A 25866-nucleotide genomic window follows, 5' to 3' on the forward strand; every position below is an offset into this window, starting at 1 on the left:
TTTTTTTACTATAAGAAGATTTACTTACCCCCAGTGTAACTGGGGGTTTTATCATGCCTATTCGGCGCCAAAAAAGCTCATCCCGTGACAGCAGCTTACTGCCATGGGATGAGCCTTTTTCATAAGACTTGTACTTCTTCTTCGCTCTTTAGATTGGGTCGAGGCGTCCGTTCATCAGTCAGACCGGCAATGTAATCTAAGGACGTATGGTACAGCTTTGCCAGCTGGATCAATTTTTCTACGGGAATCTTTCGTTTTCCCAATTCGTACATGCCATATCCAACTTGAGAACATTTTAAAATTTTGGCTACATCAGCTTGAGAAAGTCTCGCCTCCAATCGGAGCGTCTTCAAACGGCTGTAGTATTTCATGTCATCACCTGTTTTCATCATTATCGTATTCCAGAAGTACATTAGTAATGTCCTTTATACTATTATAGTAAATATATAAAAAGACGGCAATGATTATCTGCACATAATCGTTGCCGTCTTTGCAATTTAGACAATCTTTTATGAAATACTTAACAAATTTGTACCAATTTACCGGGATTCATGATATTATTGGGATCTAAAGCCTTCTTGATGGCCTTGATGACATTTAGTTCTGCTTCCGGAGTACAGAGCGCAAACTCTTCGAGCTTCTTAAAACCGACGCCGTGTTCACCGGACATCTTGCCCCCGAGGGCATAGACCCGCGGGAAGAGGTCGCGGTGGAAGGCCTTGATCTTTTCAAACCATTCTTCCGGCGACAAGCCTTTGGCATTCAAAGGAAGAACGTGGATATTCCCATCACCGATATGGGCAACGGTGACGCAGTAGAGGTCGTACTTTTCGCGAAGTTCCGGAATCTGCTTAGTGATATCAGGAATCTTATCGAGGGGAACGACGAAGTCTTCCGTCTGGAACATCTTGTCGACGTCGCGGGCCGCTTCGGCAAACTGCTTGCGCAGCTTCCAAATGCGCTTATCGGCTTCAAATTCATCGATAGAACCGTTTTCTTCAGCAAGATCACAGAGCTGTTCCATCTTACGGTCCGAATCGTCTTCGCTGAACGATTCGACCGTAACGATGACGTAGTCGCAGCCTTCATCGACGTGAGGCATCTTCATATCCAAGAACTTGCAGGTCATGCGAAGGGCTTCATTGTCCATGAATTCGATACTGGTCGGATCGATGCCGGCTTTCAAGATTTTATTGGGAAGGGCAAAAGCTTCTTCATCCGTCTTGAATACGCAGACCATATTGAAGGTATAAGGCGGCATGGGGCGAAGCTTGACCGTGACTTCCGTAATGATGCCGAGAACGCCTTCCGAACCGGCGAAGAGCTGTTCCAAGCAAAGACCGGTAGAGCATTTCTTTAAGCGGGCACCGGCATCGAGGATGTCGCCCGTCGGCGTAACGACTTTCAGACTGTAAATCTGATTGCGCGTCGTTCCGTACTTGACGGCCTTATTGCCGCCGGCATTATTAGCTACGTTGCCGCCAATCATGCTGCTATCGGCACTCGACGGGTCACCGGCATAGAGAAGGCCGTGTTTAGCCGCTTCGCGCTGCAAATCGCCGGTAATGACCCCGGTCTGGCAGACGGCATACATGTTGTCGGCATCGAAGGTCAGGATCTGATTCATCCGTTCCAATTCGACGACGATGCCATGGTAGACGGGGATAGCGCCGCAGGCAACGCCGGAACCGGCCGAACGCGGCGTAATGGGAACGAGGTATTTGTTGGCCAGTTTAACGACTTCAGCCACTTCTTCCGTCGAACCCGGGAATACGACGACTTCCGGTTTGTGGAAATAATGAGAGTTACCTTCTTCATCGGTCTGATACCGTTCCAAGTAATCTTCGTCAGTCTTGACGAATTTATCCCCCAGGACATTTCGTAATTCGTCTAATAATTCCGGTGTAACAGGATTAAATGATGCTGCCATATATAAACGCTTCCCCTCTGTCAGTCTGGATTTAAGTATTCCAAAAAGCTATAGTAAATTCACTTCTTCATGGAAGTTGAACATAGTATACCATATCCCAAAGACTTGTAAAGCCACTTTTTTCTTCATTTCTTAGGATTATCCCGGTTTATCTTCTAATCTTGAAACGAAAGAACGTGATTTTTACATAAAGTTTTACGTTTTACGGCAGCATCGTTTTTACCGATTATATTTATTTTTTATATCTTCTATGCTTGATTAAGATTCAGCTAGCGTTTCCCATTTTTCGTAGGCGTCGTCAAGCTCAGCCTGAGCCGCTTCATATGCTGCCGTCAGGCTCATCATGGCCTCGGCATCAGTCTGATTTTCAGGCATGTTCATCTTGACTTCATACATCTTAAGCGTCGCTTCGAGTTCGGCAATCTTCAGCTCCAACTTTTGAAGCTTCGCCGCTTGGCCGTACACGGACGCTTTTTGTACCTTTGCGGTCTGAACCGGGGCAGACGGCTTCTTGGCCGCAGTATCTTTCTCCGGCAGGGACTGCGGATTGTTTTCCGCAGCCAAGGCCTCGGCTTCCCGGACTTTTTCCCGATAATAACTGTAGTTACCGACGTAGTCCGTCAACTGTTTATGTTCGAGGACCAAGGTCCTCCGGGTAATTTTATCGAGGAAGTAGCGGTCATGAGAAATGACAAGATAGGTCCCGCCAAAATCAAGGAGGGCCTGTTCGAGGACTTCTCGCGTCGGAATGTCCAAATGGTTGGTCGGTTCGTCAAGAATGAGGAAATTAGGCCCCTGCAAAAAGAGTTTAAGCAGGGCTACTCGAGCCTGCTCCCCGCCGCTGAGGCTGTCGATGACTTTAAAGACGTCGTCGCCGCGGAAGAGGAAGTGACCTAAAGCCGACCGGGCTTCATCTTCGCCGTAACTGAAGGCATTCATGATTTCATCAAGCACCGTCCAAGCCCCGTGCAGTTCCGTATGCTCCTGGGCAAAGTAACCGATATGGACCTTGCTGCCGAGCGTGATATGGCCGTCCGTAGGTTCTTTTTCGCCCATAATCATGCGAATGAGGGTCGTCTTTCCGGCCCCGTTAGGACCGATGAGAGCTGCTGCTTCACCGCGGCGCAGGAGGAGCGACAAATGGTCAAAGAGCTGCCTGTCGGCAAAACCGCCGCTGACCTTATCGAGGGTCAGTACCTTTTGGCCGCATTCTTCAGCCGGCTTAAAATTAAACCGAAGGGACGCTTCATCAGGCTGCCATTCGATTCGTTCCAACCGATCAAGCTGAGACTGACGGCCCCTGGCCTGTTTGGCCTTGATACCGGCCTTGTACTTGCGGATATATTCTTCCGTCTCGTGAATATGTTCCTGCTGCTTCTTATACGCCCGTTCGAGGGCCATTTGCTGCTGATCGTGCTGTTCGACATAGCGCGAATAATTGCCCTTGTACTTTGTCACCTTGCCGTGAGACAGCTCTAAGATGCCCGTAGCCACTCGATCCAGGAAATAGCGGTCATGCGAGACGATGAGGATGCCGCCGCCATAAGACAAGAGATAGCCTTCGAGCCATTCCAGCATGTCCATATCGAGATGGTTCGTCGGTTCGTCGAGGAAGAGATAGTCCGGACGACGCACCAGGGCTTTGGCCAAATTGATGCGCGTCTTCTGGCCGCCGGAAAAACTCTGGACCGGCCGATCCATGTCGGCTTCGGAAAAACCGAGGCCGCGGACGATTTTACGGGACATCGATTCGTATTCATAGCCGCCGAGCCATTCAAACCGCTCCTGCATCCGGGCATAGCGATTCATCAACCCTTCGTCGTCGGGACGGGACTGCATCTCCTTTTCAAGGCCTTTTAATTCCTTTTCCAGGCGCATGACGTCCTGCCAAGCCTCGGTAATCAGCTGGCCGAGGGTAATATCATCGGCATAGGTCACATCCTGCTGCAAATAGCCGATGGATTCACCTTCCGATACGATAAAGGCTCCGGCATCGTACTCCTCATCTCCGATCAGACACTTGAGAAGGGTCGACTTCCCGGCCCCATTAGCCCCGATCAGGCCGATACGTTCGCCGCGACGAATTTCAAAACTGACATCTTGAAAGACCGTGCGCACGCCAAAAGATTTTCCCAACTTCTGTACCTTAATACTGCCCATATAGCTTAACCTTACCCTCCTGCAAGAAATAAAAATCCAGTCTCATCATAAGTAACAATTATATCATGAAAAGACCGATGCCTCAACGAAGGAAGGCTGAAAACCGCACAAACTCCCTGTTTATCCGATTACCTCACTTCGATAGAATGTCGGCTGTATATGTCGTAAGCGTTTTTTGTCATCGTAAAAAATGATTTTCCCGATACAACTTCCTTTACCTCCCGTCGATTCGATGTAAAAAACTGCCGCCGGGGACTCCCGACAGGAGCGATGACGATTCCTATGTTTGTATCTATACGAACAGGCATTCCTCCACGGATGATAATCCCAATGATATTTCTTCCGTACTTACTCCATAAATCCCTGCCACCTTTCATGGTGTATATAAAAATAACCACGCAGTTCGCAAACTGCGTGGTTATCACATTTCTTATGGTGGAGATAAGGAGGATCGAACTCCTGACCTCTTGCATGCCATGCAAGCGCTCTCCCAGCTGAGCTATACCCCCATGTATTGGCTACAAAAGAAATTATAGCATCAACCGTTGGTTGCTGTCAAGCATTTTTAAGCTGCCGGATCATTTTCGAGACGACTATATGTATTTTCAGCGAAGTTCTGTACGCTTTCCGTGTCGAGCCGTTCATCGACGCCCAAAGGCAGCTCTGCCATACTTTCGTCGACATAGACGGCGTGCGTACCGGCAACCCAGACGCCTTTCGGCAGAAGCTCGACGGCCTGGCGAAGATTCTTCGAGATATCGTCCGAGAAAAGGTCGCGGTGCATAGTAGCAAAGATGGCGACCTTCTTTGCCTTCAAGCGCGGTAACACGGACCGGGACTTTTCATCAATCCTAAGATTCAGGAACCAAACACCGACAAAGACAATATCATAGTCATCGAAGTGTTCCGGAGCCTGTTCCATAGGCAAAAAATCCGTATTCGCCGGCAAAACAGAACGGACCGCTTCGGCTAATTTTTTCGTTCTTCCCGTTTCGGAGGAGTACAAGACTAAAGCTTTCATAATATCTATCTCCTTTCGCTAGAATAAGGGTCTTTTTCTATACCTTTACTATATGATAGAAACGAAAGAAGTTCCGTTGCATTTGCAACAAAAGAGATTTATTTTTATTTTCCCCCCAGGAAATATACATCGTCCTATTTGCGCCTCACACCCATATTGTCTGAACCAAATTCTTGGCCCGTTAAATCTCCCTAGCAGGAATGCTTTATGGTTACGATACTACGATACAAGTGGAAGTAAAATAATTTGGTCCGTATTTCTGCTAAATCAGCTCGTAAGGCCCCCTTGAAATAAATTCATACAATTTTAACAAAATTATATTTTTAGTGTATAATGAGAATATAAGTTTGGTACGAGAAAGAAATCGAATACACTATGGGAAGTGGATTTTCAGGAGGTGTCGTGATGAGAAGAATACTTCAGGGACTATGCGCGTTTGTCTTTTTGTTTGCCCTTGCCTTTCCGCTCCAAGACGTATCGGCAAAGCCAATGTATTTTGACGATGCACAGAATTATTTGATTTGGGATACTGGTACCCACCACGGATCGGCAGTGGATTTGTCCTCGGCTGTCGTAGTAAAAGACACGCCGGCATATATCATCATTGCCGCGCTGGACTATTTCGTTACCTACGATAAGTCCGCAGAATATCCCATGCGTTCTAAGAACACCGTCTATTTTAAAGAGTATAAGCAAAGCGCTCATTTATATGTTACATCCGATTTTCAAAATAGGTACCAAAAAGGGGAATGGCATAAAATAACTAATATATACACCTCGATTCGCCATGCCTATCCCATATTAAAAGAACGAGCCATACAGAACACAAAAAATATCCCCGCTCAATCATGATGACCGCGGCTAAAAAAGTAAGACCCGAGATACAAAGGCCTTAGACGCTAAATAAACGAGTATTTGATCCACCTGTCAAAGAAGGGATGGTGCATTATCAAATGAAAAAGAAGCTTTTCTCCGTCTTGGCAATACTCGTCTGTGCCAGTAGTATCACCATGGCAAAAGTCCCCTTGAATGAAGCCGTTTTAGGCGGCATCTATCCGGGTATGCCGGTACAAGATATGGTTCAAATTTATGGCGACCCCATAAAAGAAGAGGTCAGCTATGCCGCCGGCATCCAGGTATATGATCAAAAAATGCATTACGGCGATTCTGTCTATCTCTATGCTCACAGTGACTCCCCAAGCGGTCCCTTTAAAATAGTCATGATTAACATCACGGCCAACAATGGCTTTGCCACTCCCGCAGGAATCCACGTCGGCTCAACTCGCGCTGACGTCATCAAAGCCTACGGGCAACCGGACATTCGCTTTGCCCCGAATCATCCGGAACTTTGGTACAAACCAGGCAATGGACTCGACATGGTTTTTCGTATAAAAAATGGTGTTGTCACGAGGATTGGCTTAGGATGGAATAGTTAACGCCAATGAACATAGCCTAAAGAATAATGACTAAACAAAAAATCAGAGAAGGAATGGTCATTCATTCCCTCTCTGATTTTTTATTGCCTCTTTATAATTTCCCGTTCTCAAACATATTTTGGGCGATGTGCAGGGCCCGGAGCTGGGATGTTTTCTTATGCTGATGCTGTTCCATCCGCAATAGGATGTTAGTCAAGGCTGTGACGGCTTCTACGATGTACGGCCCTTTATTGAGCATGACGCACTCGGCTCGTTCGCCCATGGCGGCGTCGGTAATTTCAGCTCGCGACGGGAGGCCTTTTTTGACCAGGTTTTCAAGGACTTGGGTCGCCCAGATGACCGGCACGTGGGCAGCTTCGCAGATCCACATGATTTCTTCCTGAAGTTCTGCCAGGCGCCGATATCCGACTTCAACGGCCAGGTCACCGCGGGCAATCATGATGCCGAGGGGCTGCTTAGATGCGGCCTGAACGATGATTTCCGGCAGGTTGTCGACGACCTCTTGGTTTTCGATTTTGGCTACCAGGGCAATTTGGCGGTAAGCCTTACCGCAGCGCTTTTGAAGTTCCCCCTGCAGGAGGGACACGTCAGCCGCTGATTTAACGAAGGAGTAGCCGATGGCATCAGCATACTGTACGACAAAGTCCAAATCTTCTTTGTCTTTTTCCGTAAGGGGAGACAAGTTCATCGGCGTCTGGGGGAAGTTCAGGCTCTTTTCATTCTTTATCTTTCCGCCTAAGGGCTTGGTATAGGTAATGGTCAAATAGGCCCCTTCCGGCGTCATTTTTTCAACGATAGCCCGAATTTTCCCGTCATCAATGAGAACCGGTTGTCCGGCTTCCATGTGTTCAAAGGCTTCGGGGATGCTGCACGAAATGACGATATTTCCCTTATAATCGTCAGGATAGACGGAAATCGGTCCCGATACCAAAAAGATTTGCTCACCGGGCATGACCCTCGCTTCCCCATAGCGCAGCAGAACCGATTCGATGCGAACCTTCGGTCCGGCCAAATCCATGTAAACCTTACAATGATTTCCCGTTTCCTGTTCGGCCCTCCGGATATAGGAAATCATCGTCCCCCAAAGTTCCTGCGAGTCGTGAGCGCAATTGATACGAGCACAATCCATGCCGGCTGCGACTAAGTCGCGAATAAGGAGGCCGTTGTCTTCAGCAGCCTCTGTCGGCAGCGTTACCATGATCCGCGTCCCCGTCTTGGCCGTCCCAAAAATCCGTCCCGTATTGTACGCTAAGAGGCCGTCGCCATAGAAAAATCGCCGCTGCTGCGGATAGGGAACGAGATTCTGTTCCGGTTCCTGACAGATACGCCCCAAGGAAGCCATGACGGCATCGAGATTGGTAATAGCCCTGGCTTCGCCGCGTCCGAGAGACGACAGACCAAAGGGAAGGAGCGAGCGCTGTATCTTTCGCAAATCATGACAGCGAAGAGCCAGATAAAAGGCCAAATTCCAGGCACTGTATGTAAAGTGTCTCCGCTGAATCAATGGTTTCCACTGCCGATATAAAGAATCGCCCCGCGACAGGACATCCTTCCGTAACCTGCAAAGAACGCCATAAAGTTCTTTCGCTGATGGATATATGTCTTGTTCCACTTCAATTCACCCCATTTTCATGATTTTTATTCATATAATTAATTATATTCCTGTAAACAAACTTTCTCAACGCCGTCAGCCTTGCTTTACATCGATTTTACACCCCTTCACAAACTCAGTGCTTCCCCTAAAAACACACTGTCTTACAGCTCCTCAAAAACACCGTTTCGAACACAAAAAGACTGTCGTACACCGGTATTTTTAACGATAGCCCCGGCACAAATGAGAGCCGGGGCCAAGTACAACAGTCTTTTCTTATAAAAGAATCTTATTTTTGAGCCGCTACGAAACCGGCGATGACCATGCGCTGAACTTCGTTGGTGCCTTCATAAATCTGCATGATTTTAGCATCACGAACCAATTTTTCAACCGGATATTCACAGCTGTAACCGAAGCCGCCGAGAATCTGAACAGCTTCTAAAGCGACTTCTACAGAGATGTCACCGGCAAAGCATTTAGCGATAGCCGCTTCACGAGTATAGCTCCGTTTCGGTTCTGCATAATACGTGTTGAGGAAGTTGATGATAGCCGAACGAGCAACTTCCGTCTTCATGTCCATATCAGCCAGTTTAAAGGCAATAACTTCATGTTTGATGATCGGTTTGCCAAAGGTAACGCGTTCTTTCGCATATTTGACAGCTTCATTAATAGCTCTTTGCGCAATACCGACAGCCAGGGACGCTACCATAGGACGAGCGAGGTCCAAGGTCTGCATAGCATAGACGAAGCCTTTGCCTTCTTCACCGATGAGGTGGTCGGCCGGAATGCGGACGTCCTGGAAAATGACTTCCGTCGTGTTCGACAGGCGGATACCCATCTTGTCTTCTTCTTTACCAACAGAAACGCCCGGACGGTCACGTTCTACAATGAAGGCCGAAATGCCTTTTACGCCCTTCGATTTATCGGTAATGGCAAATACGGTGTAAACGGAAGCGACGCCGCCATTGGTGATGAAGCATTTCGTACCGTTGATGACGTATTCATCGCCTTCTTTGACAGCAACCGTCGTACCGGCAGCTGCATCGGAACCTGCATTGGCTTCAGTCAGGCAGAATGCGCAGAAACCGCTGCCCTTTTCACCGGTCAAATATTCGGCATACAATTTCTTTTGAGCGTCGTTACCGTGCTGGAGAACCGGTTTGAGACCGAGACCCGAAGCTGCAATAGCCGTAGCCACGCCGGCGTCAACTTTAGACAGTTCTTCATAAACAGCAGCAACCGTGTAATAATCCTGTCCCATGCCGCCGTATTCTTCAGGAATCTCTAAGCCGCAAAAGCCGATATCAACGGCTTCCTGGTAAATATCCAAAAGTTTTTGGCCCGGTTCTTTGGCTTCATCCAATTCATGCACAAAGGGAGCTACTTTCTTTTCCGCAAAGTCCCTTGCCAAGGCGACGAGATCCTGCTGATCCTTATTGAGAATATAACCCATGATAAAAAAACCTCCTCTAACAATGAACAACAAAAAAACAATACGACGGCGGTAACTATACTATTCGTATTTATATTATATCAACATCTCGCATATAAAGAAAGTTTTAAATAAGATAAAAGCATTTTCTAATTCTATTTTAAGAATGAATTGTCAAAAACCGACATTGGCTAAGTCACCTTGTTCTTCGCAAAATTTCCCAGTTCTCTAAAAAACGCACACAAAAAAAAGACGGACCATGTACCCGTCTTCAAAAGAAATCTATATCGCCCCTTACGGAAAATTATTCATAATCGAGTTCCGCAAGGTTTTACTATAAAAAAAGAACCATTCTTTGAGTCATATTACATGATTCAAAGAATGGTCATGTCTTGGTCGGAACGGCGAGATTTGAACTCGCGACCTCTTCCACCCCAAGGAAGCGCGCTACCAAGCTGCGCCACGTCCCGTCGACCTTTTAATTTTAACCGATTCAAAGGCGCTTGTCAAGTTCAAATTTACTGAACATGTCGTAAAGGCTTTATCATCATAGGAGAGTAACCGATGTATATTATGCCTCTATCACCGAAAAAATAAGTGATTCATTTCTCTTTATGATACTCGGAATGGATATATGTAACAATTCGTTGTATACTATATGTATAAATAAAACAATAGGTGGTAAGTTTGAATCTTCTGAAGAACAAAGACATACTGATAGTCCTGGCAATAATCATGATTCCTACTGTTTTATTGCGAGACGATTACAGTTGGCCGGGATTAAGCTATTTCTTTTTCTGTCTCTTTGCCTTAATTCCGGCAATCATTGCAGCAAGAAAAGGGCGTAATCTCGTCTTATGGTTTATATATGCCATGCTGCTTTGGTTAATCGCCTTTATTCATAGTCTATGCATCAAGGAAAATGAACGTTCAAAAGCAGCAAAGGGATGGCATCGATGCCCTTATTGCGGCGAACTCAGCCGACCGGAAGCCACCGTTTGTCACTTTTGCGGCCGAGATTTATTTATATAATAAGTAGGGCTAATTCCCAGATAAACAAGAGGTGTCATTATGGAAAAACCACACAATGTACGTTACTCGTTAACCGCTTTTTTAATCTTTTCTATTCTCGTTCCCATTCTATTATCCGATGTGAACTTATTGGGTAATAAAGGCGATCTCTATATAGAGTATTGGATTTTCTCGGTATTGGCGCTAATCCCTGCCAATATCGCATCTCGCAAAGGCCGCAGCTTTGCCATCTGGTATATATACGGACTTTGCCTTTTTCTAATCGCCTTCATTCATAGTTTATGCATTAAAGATAATGATATCGCAAAGACCTTCAAAGGCTGGCATAAATGCCTTTACTGCGGCGAGTTCAGCCGACCGGAAGCGACGGTTTGTCGCTGCTGCGGGCGTGATTTAATCCAGCCGCATCTATAAACACATCAAAAGGCTCTCCCTTATCACGATGACATTTGCTGTCACGATAGGAAAGAGCCTTTTTTCATCGGTTACGCTTACCTTATAAATTTTCCAGGAGCTTTATTTCATTCTTCAGGATATAGCGCTCCCGTTCCGGTTTTTGGTCATTGACCAGGTACTGGAAAGCCAAGTCCATGGCCCGGTATCCCTGCTGGTATGGGTGCTGATAGATAATCGTCTTTAAGACACCCTGTTTCATCATGTCTACTGTCGTCGGCGTACTGTCGAAGGCGACGATGGTCAGGTCTTTTTCTTTTTTTAGGCTGACGACGGCCCGGCAGGCACCATACACGCCGCCTGCAACGATGAACAAGGAATCGATGTCCGGATTTTCTTCGAGCATCTTCTTCGTCTCTTCATAAGAGATGATTTCATCGTCCTTGTTAACGGCTGTCGCTAAGACAGAAAAGCCCGGCACTGCCTCCATACGTCGCTTGAATCCTTCGAGACGAAGTTCATGGCCCCAAGCCTGACGAGAACCGGTAACGACTCCGATTTTAGCCGTCTGACCGCTCAGGAGCTGCAGCAGGGCACAGGCCGTTTCACCTCCATTGGTATAGTCACTGCCGACGTAGCACTGGCGGCGGCAGCCTTGTACGTCGTTATTGACGGTGACGACGAAGACGCCTTTATCGACTAAGGCATTGATGGCATCGGCAATACGCTTATCGTTGATAGGGCTGATGATGAGGCCGCTCACGTGAATGGCTTCCAGCTCGTCAATGAGCGCCAGCTGGGCCTCTACGTCATAGCCTTTCATCAAGCGCATCGTCAATTGGATGCCGTAAATCTGATAGCGGCTTTCTGCCGTCTCGATGCCGCGGATGATCTCATCGAAGAAAGCATTGCCTTCTGAATTCAAAATGACGCCGACAATGGGCCGGTGCCGTCTGGCAGCCAAGGCCTTACCGGCCGGATTCGGTTTATATCCTAATTGCTTCACCATATTCATAACGGCTTCGGCCGTTTCCGGCTTGACGCGGCCCCGGCCATTGAGGACCCGGTCTACGGTCCCTCGTGAAACACCACAAAGTTCGGCAATTTTTTTAATCGTTACCATTCTTCTCCCTCACTTATCCCCATATTCAAGGTTAACGGATCCCCTCTATTGTACCAAACATCGCGGCATGATAAAAGGAACTATCGATAAAGTTCGCACTTTATAAATAGTTCCTCATCTTTTAAATCCGTATATTCTCTCCAACCAGCCCAATCCAGGCCTCATCCTTTTGCAGCCCGCTCTCTTCATGAGCGATGAGCCACTTATTGATGGCAAAGAGCAAGGCATTTTCGCCGCTGTTGTCAACCGTTTCCGGCAAAGCCTCGTTGGTTCCTTTCGGAAGGACGACGCCGCAGCGAAATTCTTTGCCATCAACACTGCACGGTGCAAAGTGAAGGGTCGTCGCATAGAGTTCGACTGCCGTTCCGGCCGGAACGAAAAAGGCTTCAACGAGAGCCGTATCATATGTATAAGAGGATAGATCGATATCCTGCTGTCGGCCGACTAATAAGATGAGGTCTGTCGCAGCGATGTCAACTTCCGAAGACCGATGATATTCTAAGGCATTGAGCTTATTATTATAGCCGCTGCAATGGCCAAATTCAATGGGAAGGAAGCCGAAGGATTCCTCTTCCAGCGTTTTCGCCAAGGGCAGTTCTTCAAATGCCCCGACAGATGGTTCATACATCGTCCCTTCCGACACAACGGGAACTTCTTTCATTACGTCCACAAATTCTTTGACATCAACATCGAGGACCCGTCCGTAGACGGCAAATTCTTTATCCGTTACTTGTTTCATTACTGATTACCTCCGTGAACCCCAATATTTTTCAACTTCATGCCGGACATCAAGTTCTTTTCAATCTGTTCCAGAGAAACATTCTTCGTTTCCGGAACAAAGGCAAAGGTCAGGGCGATGAATACGGCATTCAAACCGGCGTACATCCAGAAAGTCATGGAAGAACCGAGGGCATCGATGAGGCTGAGGAAGGTAGCACCGACGACAGCACAGGTGATCCAGTTGGTCATGGTCGAGCAGGCAACGCCGAATTCACGCATCTTCAAAGGCTGGATTTCCGAGCACAGAACCCAAACGATCGGACCGGCACTCATGGCAAAACCGGCGATGAAGATCATGGTCATAATAGCCGAAAGGTAGCAAACCCAAGGAGCGGGATTCCCGCCTTCAATGACAGCCATGCAAAGACCCATGACAACCATGGCGGCTGCCATGACGGCAAAACCGACTTTTAAAGCCGGCTTACGTCCGGACTTATCGACGGTATAGACAGCAATGAGGGTTGCCAGGACGAAGACAATCCCGTTGATGACCGTGCCGATCATCTGATCTTCCGTACTGGAAAAGCCGCCAAGGCTGAGGATTTTCGGCGAATAATACATGATGACATTAAAACCGGTAAACTGCTGCATGGCCTGTAACAGGACGCCGAGGAATACGGCACGGCGCACGTTTTTATTCGATCTCAATAAGGACCAGCCGGCTTGTTTTACTTTCAGGGTATCTTTAATATCATTTAATTCCGATTTTGCTAAGGAAACATCGGCATGAAGGGTCTGCAAAACCTTTTCGGCTTCCGAAAAACGGCCCTTGGCAGCCAGCCAGCGAGGACTTTCGGGCAGTACGAATACGGTTAGAATCAAGACGACAGCCGGAATGGCAATGACCGTCAGCATCATCCGCCAGGAACCACTGTAACTGAAATAGGTATTGGACAGGAAGGCCGACAGAATCCCAACGGTAACCATAAACTGATAGCCTGAAATGACCTGACCTCGTGAGTCTTTGTCGGCCATTTCCGCTAAATAGAGCGGCGCCGTATACGAAGCAATCCCGACGGACAGGCCCAAAATCAAACGAAAACCGATGAGCATGTCGACGTTAACGGCCAAGCCGGAACCGACAGAACCTACGATAAACAGGGCGGCACCGGTAAGGAGACTGCGCTTTCGGCCGATACGAGCCGTCATAAAAGCGGCACATAAGGCGCCGATAGCAGCGCCTACCATCATACAGCTGACGACCCGTTCCTGAGCGGCGCTGTTGAGCCCCCATTCAGCCGTAATAAAGGGCAGGGCACCGGCGATAACCCCTTGGTCGAGGCCGAACAACAAACCGGCCATACCGGCCGTAAAATAAATGAATTTCCGTACTCGCGAAGCGTGAGACTTTGCTAATACCTTGTCGTCACAAATCATGGCTGCTTCTTGATTCATCATGGTCACATCTCTCCTAACGGCGTTTATAAAGTCGCCAAATCTTGATAACATCCGGCTAATCGCCGATATAATTTCTGATATAAAGCGTGGCCTTTTTCATAATAGGCGTGAGCTGTCGGGTCGGGCTGGCAATAGGTATTGGTATCGATGAAATCGCGGCAAGCCGTGACGACGCTCTTAAATAATCCGGCTCCGACGCCGGCCAGGATAGCTGCCCCCAGGGCAGGGCCTTCCTTAGAAGATACGGTTTTGACTTCGCAATTATACATATCGGCCAGCATCTGACGCCACAATTGGCTTCGTCCGCCGCCGCCGCAGGCCATCATTTCCTGAACGACGATTCCCATGTCGCGAAGGATGTCCTGGCAGTCCGTCAGAGAATAGCCAACGCCTTCCATGACGGCCCGGAGCATATCGTCCTGCGTATGAATGGCCGATAGTCCGAAGAATACACCGCGGCAATCCGGGTCGAGGTGCGGCGTCCGTTCGCCCATAAGATAAGGTAAATAAAGGAGGCGCCGGCTGCCCATGGGTACGTGTTCAACGTGATGGTCCATGACGACATAAGGATCAAGACCGGCCTGTTCGGCTTCTTTTAAGTAGTCATGTCCCAGCGTATCACGGAACCAGCGAAGAGACAAGCCCGCAGCCTGGGTTACACCCATGACGTGCCAACACCCGGGCACGGCACAGCAGAACGAGTGGACGCGGCCTTTAGGGTCGATGTGGAGATCGCTCGTATGGGCGAAGACGACACCGCTGGTACCGATGGTTGTAAAAGCCTTTCCGTCACTGACGATGCCGGTTCCGACAGCAGCAGCGGCATTATCGCCGGCACCGCCGACGACGATGGTTTGCGGAAGGAGGCCTGTTTCTGCGGCAAAGGCCGGTGTCAGTGTTCCCGTCACATCCGGTGATTCATAGACCTTAGCCAGCCATGCCGGATCGATGTCGAGGAGATCCAGGATTTCATCGGACCAACAGCGGTGACGTACGTCGAGGAACTGCATGCCGCTGGCATCAGAAACGTCGGTCGCATACTGACCGGTCATGCGCAGGCGGACATAATCTTTCGGAAGCAGAATATGGCGGCACTGGCGATAGTGTTCCGCTTCATGGTTGCGCACCCAGAGAAGCTTCGACGCCGTAAAACCGGTCAATGCCGGGTTGGCCGTAATGTCCATCAACTTTTCAGCACCGACGGTCCGGGTGATTTCGATACATTCTTTCCCCGTCCGTTGGTCACACCAGATGATAGCCGGCCGGATGACTTCGTTCTTTTCATTTAACATGACCAAGCCGTGCATCTGACCGGATAAGCCGATACTGACGATATCTTTCGCTTCTACGGTGCACTTTGCCAAGATTTCCCGTATCGTCTGTACAACAGCCTGATACCAATCTTCCGGCCTCTGTTCAGCCCAACCGTTCTGGGGCTGATACAAGGGATACTCACAGGACGCCATAGCCACAGCCTGACAGGTATCGTCGAAGAGTACTGTTTTGGTCGCTGACGTACCAATATCAATTCCCATTACATACTTCATATATCTTCCTCCCTAATGTGCCTCATTTATTTCGAGGTCCTCGCGCCTTATTGCGTGCCTAAGCACATGTCTATGTTTGAAGTATACCATGACAAAATTAGATGGTCAACGGGAATCTCCATACATGCACTTTTGCTATATTTCAGGGTTTACCTGTATTTTTTCTGCATAATGCTGCCTTTCGTAAAAAAATGTCAAACTATGTATTGACAGAAATTTGACAAGCGTGCTATCATTCCCTTAACGAAATGTGCCTAGGCACTCAAAAAAAATTACAAGTAACCCTTACATGGGAAAGGAGACCTTATCATGAATATTCCCGAAGTGAAATGTGGTATTATTTCTGTCAGCCGTGACTGCTTTATTATTTCTTTATCCCAGAACCGTCGCAAGGCCATCGTCGATGCCTATACCAAAAAATATGGCGACCTCTACGAAGTGCCGACGGTCGTAGAAAACGAAAAAGATATGCTCAAAGCCGTCGACGAAGCAAAAGCCGCCGGCTGCAATGCCCTCGTCGTCTTCTTAGGTAACTTCGGTCCCGAAACGCCGGAAACCTTAATCGCTAAATACTTCGACGGTCCGGTCATGTACGCCGCTGCTGCCGAAGAAACAGGCAAAAACCTCATCAACGGCCGCGGCGATGCTTACTGCGGCATGCTCAACTGTTCGTATAACTTAGGCCTTCGCAAATTAAAAGCCTATATCCCGTCATACCCCGTAGGAACCGCTGAAGAAGTCGCTTCCATGATTGCTGACTTCCAGCCCATGGCCCGCACGCTCATCGGCCTCAGCCAGTTAAAAATCATTACCTTCGGCCCGCGTCCTCAGGACTTCTTTGCCTGCAACGCACCAATCAAACCGCTCTACGACTTAGGCATTGAAATCGAAGAAAACTCCGAACTCGACCTTCTCGTATCGTATCAGGCTCACAAAGACGACCCGCGCATTGCCGACGTCGTCGCCGATATGACGGAAGAACTCGGCAAAGACGGCAACCCCTGGCCGGATCTCCTGCCTCGCATGGCACAGTACGAACTGACCCTCCTCGACTGGGCTGAAGCTCACAAAGGCTCTCGTCAGTATGTAGCTTTTGCCAATAAATGCTGGCCGGCCTTCCCGTCCCAATTCGGCTTTGAACCGTGCTACGTCAACAGCCGTCTCGTATCCCGCGGCATCCCTGTCGCCTGCGAAGTCGACATCTACGGCGCCGTCAGCGAATACATCGGCATGTGTGCCAGCGGTGACACCGTCACCTTGCTCGACATCAACAACTCCGTCCCCCGCGACCTCTACGAATCGGACATCAAACCGACGACGAACTATACGCAACAAGATACCTTCATGGGCTTCCACTGCGGCAACACACCTTTGTGCAAGTTGAAAAAGGGCGGCGTAAAATATCAACTCATCCAAAACCGTCTCTTAGAAGACGGCGGCACGCCGGACATTACCCGCGGCACCCTCGAAGGCGATATCGCAGAAAGCCCGATTACCTTCTTTCGACTTCAGAGCACGGCCGGCGGACAACTCCGGGCCTATATCGCTCAAGGTGAAGTCCTGCCGGCTGCTACCCAGTCCTTCGGCGGCATCGGCATCTTTGCCATCCCCGAAATGGGCCGCTTCTACCGCCACGTCCTCATCGCCAAGCAGTATCCTCATCACGGCGCCGTCGCCTTTGCCCACATCGGAAAAGTCCTCTTCTCCATCTTCCAGTACCTGGGCATTGAAGACATCGCCTTCAACCAGCCAAAAGGCATGCTCTATCCCAACGAAAATCCCTTTGACATGTAAAAGCCTACTCATATTAAAGACGGCACGAATCATTTCGTGCCGTCTTTTCGCGTCTATGCCGCCTTTTTTTGAACCGATACTTTTTGCACCATGACATCTTTCATAACCACGGTATCCATTTTTATTTTTCACTGCCTGACAGTCCCCGACGTTTCTAAGAAATTCGAATCATCACCAGCCCTACATGATTTCTACACGATATCCCTGAGGCCCTGAAGGCAAAAAAAGACGTGACCGTCATGGCTCACGTCCCGCCGACACAGGAATGTCAGCGTTTCTGTCTCCCTCAAAAAAAGAACCTTGAATGGCGGAAAAATCGTCATCCAAGGTTCTCATTAATAGATTCCTTGTTTAAAAAGGGTCATCATTTCCATGGTCAGGCTGGCTTTTTCTACGTCATCAGGAATATCCTGTCGGTCGATCCATTCAGCCGTTGCCAGTTCTCTGTGATCGACTTTCAGCGTATCATCGCCGTCAAGATCACAGAAAAATCCCAAGAGGAGTGTATCCGTAAAGCACCAAGGCTGACTCTTATAGAAGGTCAGGTTCTTGACCTTAATGCCCACTTCTTCCATGACTTCACGATGGACGGTATCTTCGATAGACTCGCCGACTTCGGCAAATCCGGCCAAAAGGGCAACATTCTTGTATTCCCGGCCGGCGTATTTCGAGACCAGGAGCTTGTCACCATGGCGGACGGCTACGATGACGGCCGGGCAGATGCGCGGATAAATCATGGTATGGCAGGCGTCGCAATGAACCATCCGTTCCTTGTCGCTGTGTTTCATCGGGCGTCCGCAATGGCCGCAGAAGCGATGGTTGCTGTACCAGACGGACAGGGACAGGCCGACGACGCCGGCAAAGGCCAGATGCCGCGGTGACGCACCCCTCATAAAGAAGATATTGACATAAGCAAAGCCTTCTTTTTCCGGCAAGGCTTCCTCAGCCAAATAAAATTGCTGACGGTCTTCGGCAAAGAGCCAGCGGAACCGGTCTTCTCCCATGTCGGCATAATCGCTGTAAGTCGGATAGGTGAAAGATTTCTCCCCGGTCAGCTTTACCAATATCTCCCGACCGCGATAAGACAAGAGAATACCATCCCGTGCCAACGGCACCGGACGGTATTCAACATGATACGTATGATCTCCGATATCTTGAATCATCAGACGAGCTTCGCCCCTTCATTGCTGCATTTCAACACGTGACCCGTTGCCTCAATGCCGTGGTCGTTAAAGCAATTGATCATGGATTCCATGATAGCTCCTTCATTGCCCGTAGCAAAAGCGATGAGCGTCGAACCGGAACCGCTGATCGTAGCCCCAAGGGCACCGGCTTCCACAGCCTTCTTCAAGACCAGATCACCGCTGGGAATGAGGCTCAACCGATAAGGTACGTGGAGCTTATCCTGCAGGCCATAAGCGATGCGGTCGTATTGCTTCGTAAATAAAGACGATACCAAGAAGCTGACGCGACTGACGTTAAAGACGGCGTTTTGGTAATCAATCGTCTTGGGCAGGGCTTTTCTCGCTTCTTCTGTAGAAATTTCGACTTCCGGGCTGACCGTGACAAAAGACAATTCATCATCAAGGGGAATCGAATTGGTCAGCGTTTTGCCGTCGACCATGACAGAAACGGATAAGCCGCCGTAAATGGCAGGCGCCACATTGTCCGGATGACCTTCGAGGACCGTCGCCAGGGACAGCATTTCGTCGCGGCTCATGGTACTGCCGGTCAAGGCGTCACCGATGAGGATACCGCCGACGAGAGCTGCCGAGCTGCTTCCGAGACCGCGGGCCGGTGGAATGGCATTGACCAGTTTCAGCGTGCCGCCCTTAGGAAGGGACTGACGCTTCTTGACGGCGACGGCCTTCATCGCATGGCCGACCATATTTTCGTCAAAAACCTTGGGCAGCTTGTTGGCTCCGAGTCCTTCAATTTCCACGGTTATCGTGTCTTTGCCCGGTTCTTCCGTAAAATAAATGTCATTGTACAAGTTCAGCGCAATACCGACGGCATCGAAACCGGAGCCGACGTTAGCGGATGTTGCAGGAATCTGTGCATGCAATGTTTTTGTCATTTCTTACACCTCAATTACACGAATGGCATTTTCAATTTTGCGAACGCATGACAATCCTTCGATTTTCTGGAGCGATGCCTGGACCAGACCATCGGCCGATTTGTCGATGAGGATGACGATTTCAGCAATTTCTGTCGTTTCATCCTTTTGAATCAGAGAGCGGATACTGATATTGTGTTCAGCCAAGACCTTTGATACCGACGACAAGACACCGGGCGCATTGTTGACGATCATTCGCAGATAGTAGGGCGAGCAAATTTCCGCCTGAGGCTTCAATTTCGCTTCGTGCCATACATAACCGCGCTTACCGGTCATCTTCAAATTGCGGTGGAGGATGACGTTCATGACGTCGCTGACGACAGCACTGGCCGTCGGAAGCGATCCGGCACCCGGGCCGTAGAACATGACGTTGCCAACGCCGTTGCCGCGGACGCAAACGGCATTATAGGCACCGTCGACATGGGCCAAGGGATGGTCTTCACGAATAAAGGCCGGATGGACGTTGAGTGAAATACCGTCGTCGTCCTGACGGGCAATGGCCAGAAGCTTGATGACGTACCCCATTTCCGTCGCATGTTCAATATCTTCCTTGGAAATATTTTCAATACCTTCAACGGCAACGTCGTCAAAGGTAACGGCTGAATGGAAGCCTAAGGTTGCCAAAATAGCGATTTTACGAGCTGCATCATAGCCGCTGACGTCATTGGTCGGGTCGGCTTCGGCATAGCCTTTTTCCTGAGCTTCTTTCAATACTTCTTCATATGACGAACCATGGGCTGTCATATTCGATAAAATAAAATTGGTCGTCCCGTTCATGATGCCAATGATTTCTTCGATGCGGTTGCTGTTAAGCGATGAATACATGGGACGAACGATAGGGATACCGCCGGCGACGCTGGCTTCAAACTGAAAGTCGACGTCATGCTCATAGGATAAGGTCAATAAAGGAATCCCATAGTCTGCGATGAGGTCTTTATTGGCGCTGATAACGCTCTTTCCGCGCCGGAAGCACTGTTCGATGCAGTCTTTTGCAAAGTCGGCGCTGCCCATGACTTCGACGACGATTTCGATTTCATCATCATTGATGATGTCGTTAAAATCAGTCGTGAGCTTAATGGAATCGGGCAGGCCTTCCATCTTTTCATACTTGTTCAAATCACGGATAAGGATACGCTTGATGTTGATTTTCGTATCGAGCTGTTCTTCAATAAGCGGACCGTTCATCGCCAATAAATCGACGACGCCTTTCCCAACAGTACCGCAGCCTAATAGAGCAATAGAAACGCTTTTCATGGACCTACCCCCTCTTTTTTACTTACGCTTGTCCGATAATATTTACCTTGCTGACACCGGACAGTTTTTCCAACGTTTTCATCAAGTCCTCGACCGATACGGTCATATCCTTCGTTTCAATGGACAAGCTGACCGCTGCCATGCCCTGCTGGGGAATGCCCTGATTGATGGTCAGGATACTGCCATTGTTGGCAGCAACCGTGTTGAGAACCTGGGATAATTCGCCGGGACGGTCAAAGATCATGACCGACAAGGTGACGATTTTGCCCTGCGTAACGTCATAAAAAGGAGAGACGTAATCCTTATATTTATAGTACGCACTGCGGCTCAAATCCATCATCTGGACGGCTTCATTGATGGTCCGCGTCTGATGGCGCTTGAGGATTTCCTTGACCTTGATGGTCTTCTTGATCGCTTCAGGCAAAATATCTTCGCGGACTAAGTAAAACTTGTGCTCCTTATCGTCTTTCACTTGGCATCTTCCCTTTCGCAAAAATATTGATACATCGCCATAAGGCCGGGCATCAGTTTCATTTTAGGACGCCAGTTGAGTATTTTCTCGGCTTTTTCATTATGCAGTGCCGAGCAGTGTACATCACCCGGGCGTGCATCTTCATAAGAGATAGAAATACCGGCATGGGTAAAATACAGCAGGATGACTTTCAGTGCGTTGATCGTCGTCTCCATCTGCGTGCCGATATTATACGTCTCAGCCGGCCCCTCATCCGCCATGGCCGCCAGATTGGCCCGGACGACGTCGTCGACGTAGATGAAATCGCGGGACTGTTCACCGTCGCCATAGATGGTCATATCTTCGCCGTAAGCCACAGCCCGGGTAAAACGGCTGACAACGCTGTCCTCCTCACCCTCACCATATACATTGGCATAGCGCAAAATGACATATGAGAGGCCGTACGCTTCATGATGCCGGCGGATACAATCTTCCGCAGCTGCCTTAACCTGTCCGTCAAAGTTGATGGGGCGAAGCTCATCTTCTTCGCGAACAGGAACGCGGACGGGCTCGCCGTAGACGGCAGCTGACGAAGAAAAAATGAATTTCTTCACACCGTGACGGCAGCACTGGTCAAGGACGACCTTAAGACCTGTAAGGCTCCCTATGACATCGTTCTCAGAAAAGTCCTGCGAATCGGAAAGCCTCCGCTGCGGTGCTTCATGAAAGACGATATCGATGGGCTTTTCGGAAAATACTGAAGCGACGGTCTTTTCATCACCGATGTCGCCTTCGATGCAGCGGGCTTCGTCGGGAACCTGAGCAAAGGTTCCTTTGGAAAGGTTATCAAAGGCCGTAACCTCATGGCCTGCTTCAAGCAGGGCTTTGACAAGGCGGGACCCGATAAAGCCGGCACCTCCCGTAACTAAAATATGCAAGGCAAGTCCTCCCGGACCTTACGGCAAATCGCCGTAGGTAATGAGTTGAATCTCTCTTTTTTCGATTTGACGGCGGATCGCCGGCGACAAAAGTGCCTGAAATTCATCCTGCCAGTGATACTCCCAGGAAAAGCTCCGGCTGAGAACCGTCGTACTGCGTCCCGGATGCATCATGATTTCATGGACTCCGAAGGGCAGGCGGTCGATGAGATACTTCAGGTTGCCTTCGTTCATGTTGCCGCCGTCTACCATGCCCCAAAAGAAATCTGTCGTCGTAAAATGAAGGCGCTTCACGGCATCCATGGCCTTCTGGGACAAGTAGGTCAGGCCGTCGCGGCCGGCGATGCGCACGGGATTGGCCGAAAACAGCTTATATGAATAAGCTTCTCTCGGAATGCGTACTCGGTGGATACCGTACTTCATCATCAGCGACTGGACGATGTTCCAGATCTGCGGCAGGACGTGCAGATGCTGATGGCTGTCGATGTGATCGATGGGAAGTCCCGTAGCCATGATTTTTTCCATCTGAGCATCGAGTTCCCGGTAAACCTGACCGTAATCGAGCCGGCCCTGACAGGCCCGTTTAATGACTTCAGGATAACTGTCCGGTACCCGTCCACTGTCAGTCACCAGGGTAGGTACTTCCTGCGGGGACAAAACGGTGGGTAACGACCCGACGAGGCATAAGTGGATCCCGATTCCGAGACGGGGACAAGTCCGAGCCAGCGAGACGGCTTCTTCGAAAGCCGGCCCCGTTGGCAATAAGGACGTACTGGTCAGAACGCCCTGTTCACAAGCCTCAATAATGGCATGATTCACTTCCGTATGAATTCCGAAATCATCGGCATTAATAATGACTCTATTCATCTTTTACGCTCCCTGTCCTTTCAGGATGCACTGCACATCGGCTTAATGACTATTATACACGGACAATCGTATTTTGACAATATCCTCCCCGGGACTATTCGGCAAATTGGCGGTATGCCGCTTCCTTCACCTTGCGCTGCCATTCTTTCAAAGGGATGCCCGTCGCTTCTGCCGCTGCCCGACAATCGTCGTATTCGGCGGAAATATTGACAATCTGTCCGCCGTACCGGCAGATTTTACAGTGAAGATCCCTGCCGTCAATGCAGACTGTCATAATGACCCGGTCACAGGCCATGCGGCTCACGGGAAAGAAGCGAACGCCAATAGATGTCGTCTCTTTAACGATCGTTTCCATCATATCGTCGAGGAGTTCTTTTCGGCAAAGAACACAGAGCATCGATGCCATCCGCCCTTTTTTCATCATCATCGGCATAGCCCAGACGTCATTCGCCCCTTTGTCGAGAATCCGTGAAAAGACGTATTCCATATTTTGAGGATTCATATCGTCGATATTGGCTTCCAATTGCCATAAGGTTTCCATCGGCTCACCTCAGACTGTTCATCGTATCGGCCAGTCTGCCGGCGCCGAAACCATTGTCGATGTTGACGACAGATATCCCGGCAGCACAGCTGTTGAGCATAGCCAGAAGGGCCGAAAGACCGTGGAAATTGGCACCGTATCCGATACTGGTCGGTACCGCGATGACCGGCTTGTCTACTAAACCTCCGACGACACTGGCCAGAGCCCCTTCCATGCCGGCAACGACGATGTTGACATTGGCTTTTCGGATATCGTCGACTCGTGCCAGCAATCGGTGGATGCCGGCAACGCCGACATCGTAGATTCGTTCCACTTGATTTCCCATAATTTCTGCCGTAAGCGCCGCTTCTTCAGCGACGGGAATATCGCTGGTACCGGCCGTAATGACGGAAATGAGGCGGTCGCCGTTGATGATGGTCTTATCCTTGTGCTGATAGACCATCTTGGCCAGCTCGTCGTATTGGGCAGCCGGGAATTTAGCCGATAAGATGTCAAAAATTTCTTTCGAAGCCCTCGTGCCGATGACATTGTCATATTTTTCCATCAAAATTTCTAAAATCCGTACGGACTGGTCCGTCGTCTTCCCGGCACAATAGACGACTTCCGGAAAGCCGCAGCGCGCTTGACGCTGTAAGTCGAGTTTTGCAAAACCAAGATCAAGGGTGTCCTTATTTTCTTCCATGATTACGCCTCCAGACTATACGTGAAAACCATTTTTTTCCCAGGCCTTATACAAGACGATGCCGACGGCCATAGATAAGTTGAGTGATTCTGTATCAGGCCGCATGGGGATGGTCAGTACGTCGTCACAGCATTCCAAAAATTCATCGGGCAAGCCGTTCCCTTCGTTGCCAAAAGCCAGAATAACCGGCCGATCGTAATCGGCTTCGACATAGGATACGGTCCCTTCGGCTGCCGTTCCATAGATGTTCCGGTCCTCATCGCTGCAGAATTGGTCGAGCTGTTCATCGGTTACATCCTGGACGACAGGCACTTTAAAAATCGCCCCCATGGCGCTGCGGACCGTCTTATCGTTGTAGACGTCGACACAGCCTTCACTGAGAAGGACAGCTCCGACGTTAGCTGCTGCAGCCGTCCTGAGGATAGTCCCTAAATTCCCCGGATCTTGGACGGAGCGCAGATAGAGGACGGCCTTTTCCGGAGCAACGGCCGGCAAGGCGTCAAAGGTATAGGCAAAAAAGGGCAGCATAGCAGCCAGCCCTTGAGGCGTCTTGGTATCCTTTAATTTATCGTATACGCTGTCGGTAACGGCATAAAAAGTCCATCCTAATTCAAGGCCTCTGGCATAGACTTCGTCAAAACCGGAAAGGTCTCGACCCTTAGGCGACACAAAGCAAATGGCATCGGGAATCCCCATAACAGCGGCATCGCCGATGACCCGCAGGCCTTCGACGAAGACGCGTTGATGGGCCTGGCGGCCTTTTTTCTGCTTCAAGGAACAGGCCATCTTCACCCACTGGTTATCGCGGGATACAATTTCGTTCATAGTACCTCCTGTCATCAACATGGAAAAAAAGGCCCTGCCGCACGAGCGACAGGACCTCATAAGCCATCACTACTGCTGATCCGGCGTATCCTGATGTCCATTGTTCTTCAGCAGGCTTTCGCGATTCTGCTGAATGCTGGATAAGGTCTTTTCCAATGTTGATTCAACGTATTTGAGGACGTCGCCGGCATAGGTAATGGAGCTGTTTTTCAGCTGTTCCGACGAGTCATTGGCAGTTTGGATAACCTGGTTGGCACGTTCCTGAGCCTGCCGTACCAGTTCACTTTCTTCGGTCAATTTGGCGATGTAGTCTTTCGCCTGAGCTACCATGCCGTCAGCGTGATGCTGGGCATCGGCAATGACCTTGTCTCTTTCGGCCAATATCTTTTTGGATTGTTCCAATTCAGCCGGCATGGATTCTTTCAAATCGTCGATGATTTGAAGGATTTCTTCTTCTTCTACCATTTTTTTGTTAGTAAAGGGAACTTTTGAAGCGTTCATTACTAAGCTTTCCAAATCTTCTAACAGTTTATCCGAATTCATGTAGTCTCCACT

25 protein-coding genes and 2 tRNA genes are annotated in these 25866 nt (G+C 49.2%); 5 read left to right on the forward strand and 22 right to left on the reverse strand.

Annotation, left to right across the window (positions count from 1 at the left end; all coding sequences use genetic code 11):
* Positions 1–119 precede the first annotated feature (119 nt).
* From A0U42_RS01880 to A0U42_RS01900, 5 genes are all read right to left on the reverse strand, one after another.
* Positions 120–392 carry a helix-turn-helix domain-containing protein gene (locus A0U42_RS01880; protein WP_227163151.1) on the reverse strand — a complete coding sequence of 91 codons (273 nt, stop codon included), beginning with the start codon at positions 390–392 and terminating at the stop codon, positions 120–122.
* Between the two features lie 128 nt (positions 393–520).
* Positions 521–1930, reverse strand: a complete 1410-nt coding sequence (locus tag A0U42_RS01885; protein ID WP_065359650.1) for an FAD-binding oxidoreductase — start codon at positions 1928–1930, stop codon at positions 521–523.
* A gap of 258 nt (positions 1931–2188) precedes the next feature.
* Entirely contained in the window at positions 2189–4090 is a 1902-nt protein-coding gene (locus A0U42_RS01890; RefSeq protein WP_065359651.1) for an ABC-F family ATP-binding cassette domain-containing protein, read from the reverse strand.
* A gap of 433 nt (positions 4091–4523) precedes the next feature.
* Positions 4524–4599, reverse strand: a tRNA-Ala gene (locus A0U42_RS01895).
* A gap of 56 nt (positions 4600–4655) precedes the next feature.
* Complete coding sequence (locus tag A0U42_RS01900) at positions 4656–5111, reverse strand: flavodoxin family protein (RefSeq protein WP_065359652.1); 456 nt, start codon at positions 5109–5111, stop codon at positions 4656–4658.
* A 405-nt stretch (positions 5112–5516) separates the two neighbouring features.
* Between A0U42_RS01900 and A0U42_RS01905 the strand changes: the two genes are divergently transcribed.
* Both A0U42_RS01905 and A0U42_RS01910 read left to right on the forward strand, forming a co-directional pair.
* Entirely contained in the window at positions 5517–5963 is a 447-nt protein-coding gene (locus tag A0U42_RS01905) for a hypothetical protein (RefSeq protein WP_065359653.1), read from the forward strand.
* A 101-nt stretch (positions 5964–6064) separates the two neighbouring features.
* Positions 6065–6547, forward strand: coding sequence for a hypothetical protein (locus A0U42_RS01910; RefSeq protein WP_065359654.1), 483 nt, complete (start codon positions 6065–6067; stop codon positions 6545–6547).
* Positions 6548–6638: 91 nt separating this feature from the next.
* On the opposite strand, the gene A0U42_RS01915 is transcribed toward A0U42_RS01910, so the two are convergent.
* From A0U42_RS01915 to A0U42_RS01925, 3 genes are all read right to left on the reverse strand, one after another.
* A complete protein-coding gene (locus A0U42_RS01915; RefSeq protein WP_083122142.1) occupies positions 6639–8159 on the reverse strand; it encodes a pyruvate kinase in 1521 nt (506 codons plus the stop codon).
* 268 nt (positions 8160–8427) lie between these two features.
* Positions 8428–9591, reverse strand: coding sequence for an acyl-CoA dehydrogenase family protein (locus A0U42_RS01920; protein WP_065359656.1), 1164 nt, complete (start codon positions 9589–9591; stop codon positions 8428–8430).
* A gap of 372 nt (positions 9592–9963) precedes the next feature.
* Positions 9964–10040, reverse strand: a tRNA-Pro gene (locus tag A0U42_RS01925).
* A 217-nt stretch (positions 10041–10257) separates the two neighbouring features.
* On the opposite strand from A0U42_RS01925, the gene A0U42_RS11555 reads away from it, so the two are divergent.
* Together A0U42_RS11555 and A0U42_RS01930 are read left to right on the forward strand one after the other, a co-directional pair.
* On the forward strand, positions 10258–10602 hold the full coding sequence (locus tag A0U42_RS11555; protein WP_141669485.1) for a hypothetical protein: 345 nt from the start codon (positions 10258–10260) through the stop codon (positions 10600–10602).
* Positions 10603–10641: 39 nt separating this feature from the next.
* The gene (locus A0U42_RS01930) at positions 10642–11016 is read left to right on the forward strand and encodes a hypothetical protein (protein ID WP_083122146.1); all 375 of its coding nucleotides are present in this window, start codon (positions 10642–10644) and stop codon (positions 11014–11016) included.
* A gap of 82 nt (positions 11017–11098) precedes the next feature.
* Here A0U42_RS01930 and A0U42_RS01935 read toward each other — a convergent pair whose 3' ends face one another.
* The 4 genes from A0U42_RS01935 to xylB all read right to left on the reverse strand — a co-directional run bounded on the left by A0U42_RS01935 (position 11099) and on the right by xylB (position 15843).
* A complete protein-coding gene (locus A0U42_RS01935) occupies positions 11099–12118 on the reverse strand; it encodes a LacI family DNA-binding transcriptional regulator (protein WP_065359657.1) in 1020 nt (339 codons plus the stop codon).
* Positions 12119–12239: 121 nt separating this feature from the next.
* Positions 12240–12857 carry a DUF4867 family protein gene (locus A0U42_RS01940; protein WP_065359658.1) on the reverse strand — a complete coding sequence of 206 codons (618 nt, stop codon included), beginning with the start codon at positions 12855–12857 and terminating at the stop codon, positions 12240–12242.
* Positions 12857–14296 (reverse strand): sugar porter family MFS transporter, encoded by a 1440-nt coding sequence (locus A0U42_RS01945; protein WP_083122150.1) that lies wholly within the window; start codon positions 14294–14296, stop codon positions 12857–12859. The genes A0U42_RS01940 and A0U42_RS01945 overlap by 1 nt, the downstream gene beginning before the upstream one ends.
* Before the next feature lie 23 nt (positions 14297–14319).
* Complete coding sequence (xylB, locus tag A0U42_RS01950) at positions 14320–15843, reverse strand: xylulokinase (protein ID WP_065359659.1); 1524 nt, start codon at positions 15841–15843, stop codon at positions 14320–14322.
* A gap of 309 nt (positions 15844–16152) precedes the next feature.
* On the opposite strand from xylB, the gene A0U42_RS01955 reads away from it, so the two are divergent.
* Positions 16153–17637 (forward strand): L-fucose/L-arabinose isomerase family protein, encoded by a 1485-nt coding sequence (locus tag A0U42_RS01955; RefSeq protein WP_065359660.1) that lies wholly within the window; start codon positions 16153–16155, stop codon positions 17635–17637.
* A gap of 335 nt (positions 17638–17972) precedes the next feature.
* Here the strand turns inward: A0U42_RS01955 and nudC are convergent, their stop codons facing one another.
* The 10 genes from nudC to A0U42_RS02005 form a co-directional block, all read right to left on the reverse strand.
* Positions 17973–18800: an NAD(+) diphosphatase gene (gene nudC, locus A0U42_RS01960; protein ID WP_065359661.1), complete on the reverse strand. Its 828-nt coding sequence runs from the start codon at positions 18798–18800 to the stop codon at positions 17973–17975.
* Positions 18800–19714: a homoserine kinase gene (gene thrB / locus A0U42_RS01965; RefSeq protein ID WP_065359662.1), complete on the reverse strand. Its 915-nt coding sequence runs from the start codon at positions 19712–19714 to the stop codon at positions 18800–18802. Before thrB ends, nudC begins: the two co-directional genes overlap by 1 nt.
* 3 nt (positions 19715–19717) lie before the next feature.
* Entirely contained in the window at positions 19718–21007 is a 1290-nt protein-coding gene (locus tag A0U42_RS01970) for a homoserine dehydrogenase (protein WP_065359663.1), read from the reverse strand.
* A 22-nt stretch (positions 21008–21029) separates the two neighbouring features.
* Positions 21030–21479 carry an ACT domain-containing protein gene (locus tag A0U42_RS01975; RefSeq protein ID WP_065359664.1) on the reverse strand — a complete coding sequence of 150 codons (450 nt, stop codon included), beginning with the start codon at positions 21477–21479 and terminating at the stop codon, positions 21030–21032.
* On the reverse strand, positions 21476–22396 hold the full coding sequence (locus tag A0U42_RS01980) for an NAD-dependent epimerase/dehydratase family protein (protein ID WP_065359665.1): 921 nt from the start codon (positions 22394–22396) through the stop codon (positions 21476–21478). Before A0U42_RS01980 ends, A0U42_RS01975 begins: the two co-directional genes overlap by 4 nt.
* A gap of 18 nt (positions 22397–22414) precedes the next feature.
* Complete coding sequence (locus A0U42_RS01985) at positions 22415–23263, reverse strand: ChbG/HpnK family deacetylase (RefSeq protein WP_065359666.1); 849 nt, start codon at positions 23261–23263, stop codon at positions 22415–22417.
* A 94-nt stretch (positions 23264–23357) separates the two neighbouring features.
* The gene (gene larC, locus A0U42_RS01990) at positions 23358–23804 is read right to left on the reverse strand and encodes a nickel insertion protein (RefSeq protein ID WP_065359667.1); all 447 of its coding nucleotides are present in this window, start codon (positions 23802–23804) and stop codon (positions 23358–23360) included.
* A 4-nt stretch (positions 23805–23808) separates the two neighbouring features.
* On the reverse strand, positions 23809–24486 hold the full coding sequence (gene larB / locus A0U42_RS01995; protein ID WP_065359668.1) for a nickel pincer cofactor biosynthesis protein LarB: 678 nt from the start codon (positions 24484–24486) through the stop codon (positions 23809–23811).
* A 15-nt stretch (positions 24487–24501) separates the two neighbouring features.
* A complete protein-coding gene (locus A0U42_RS02000) occupies positions 24502–25311 on the reverse strand; it encodes an RNA methyltransferase (protein ID WP_065359669.1) in 810 nt (269 codons plus the stop codon).
* Positions 25312–25380: 69 nt separating this feature from the next.
* Positions 25381–25854, reverse strand: coding sequence for a hypothetical protein (locus A0U42_RS02005; RefSeq protein WP_044503240.1), 474 nt, complete (start codon positions 25852–25854; stop codon positions 25381–25383).
* Positions 25855–25866: the final 12 nt, after the last annotated feature.

It is taken from the genome of Megasphaera sp. DISK 18 (assembly GCF_001682955.1).
In the GTDB taxonomy this organism is placed as follows: Bacteria; Bacillota; Negativicutes; order Veillonellales; family Megasphaeraceae; genus Megasphaera; species Megasphaera massiliensis.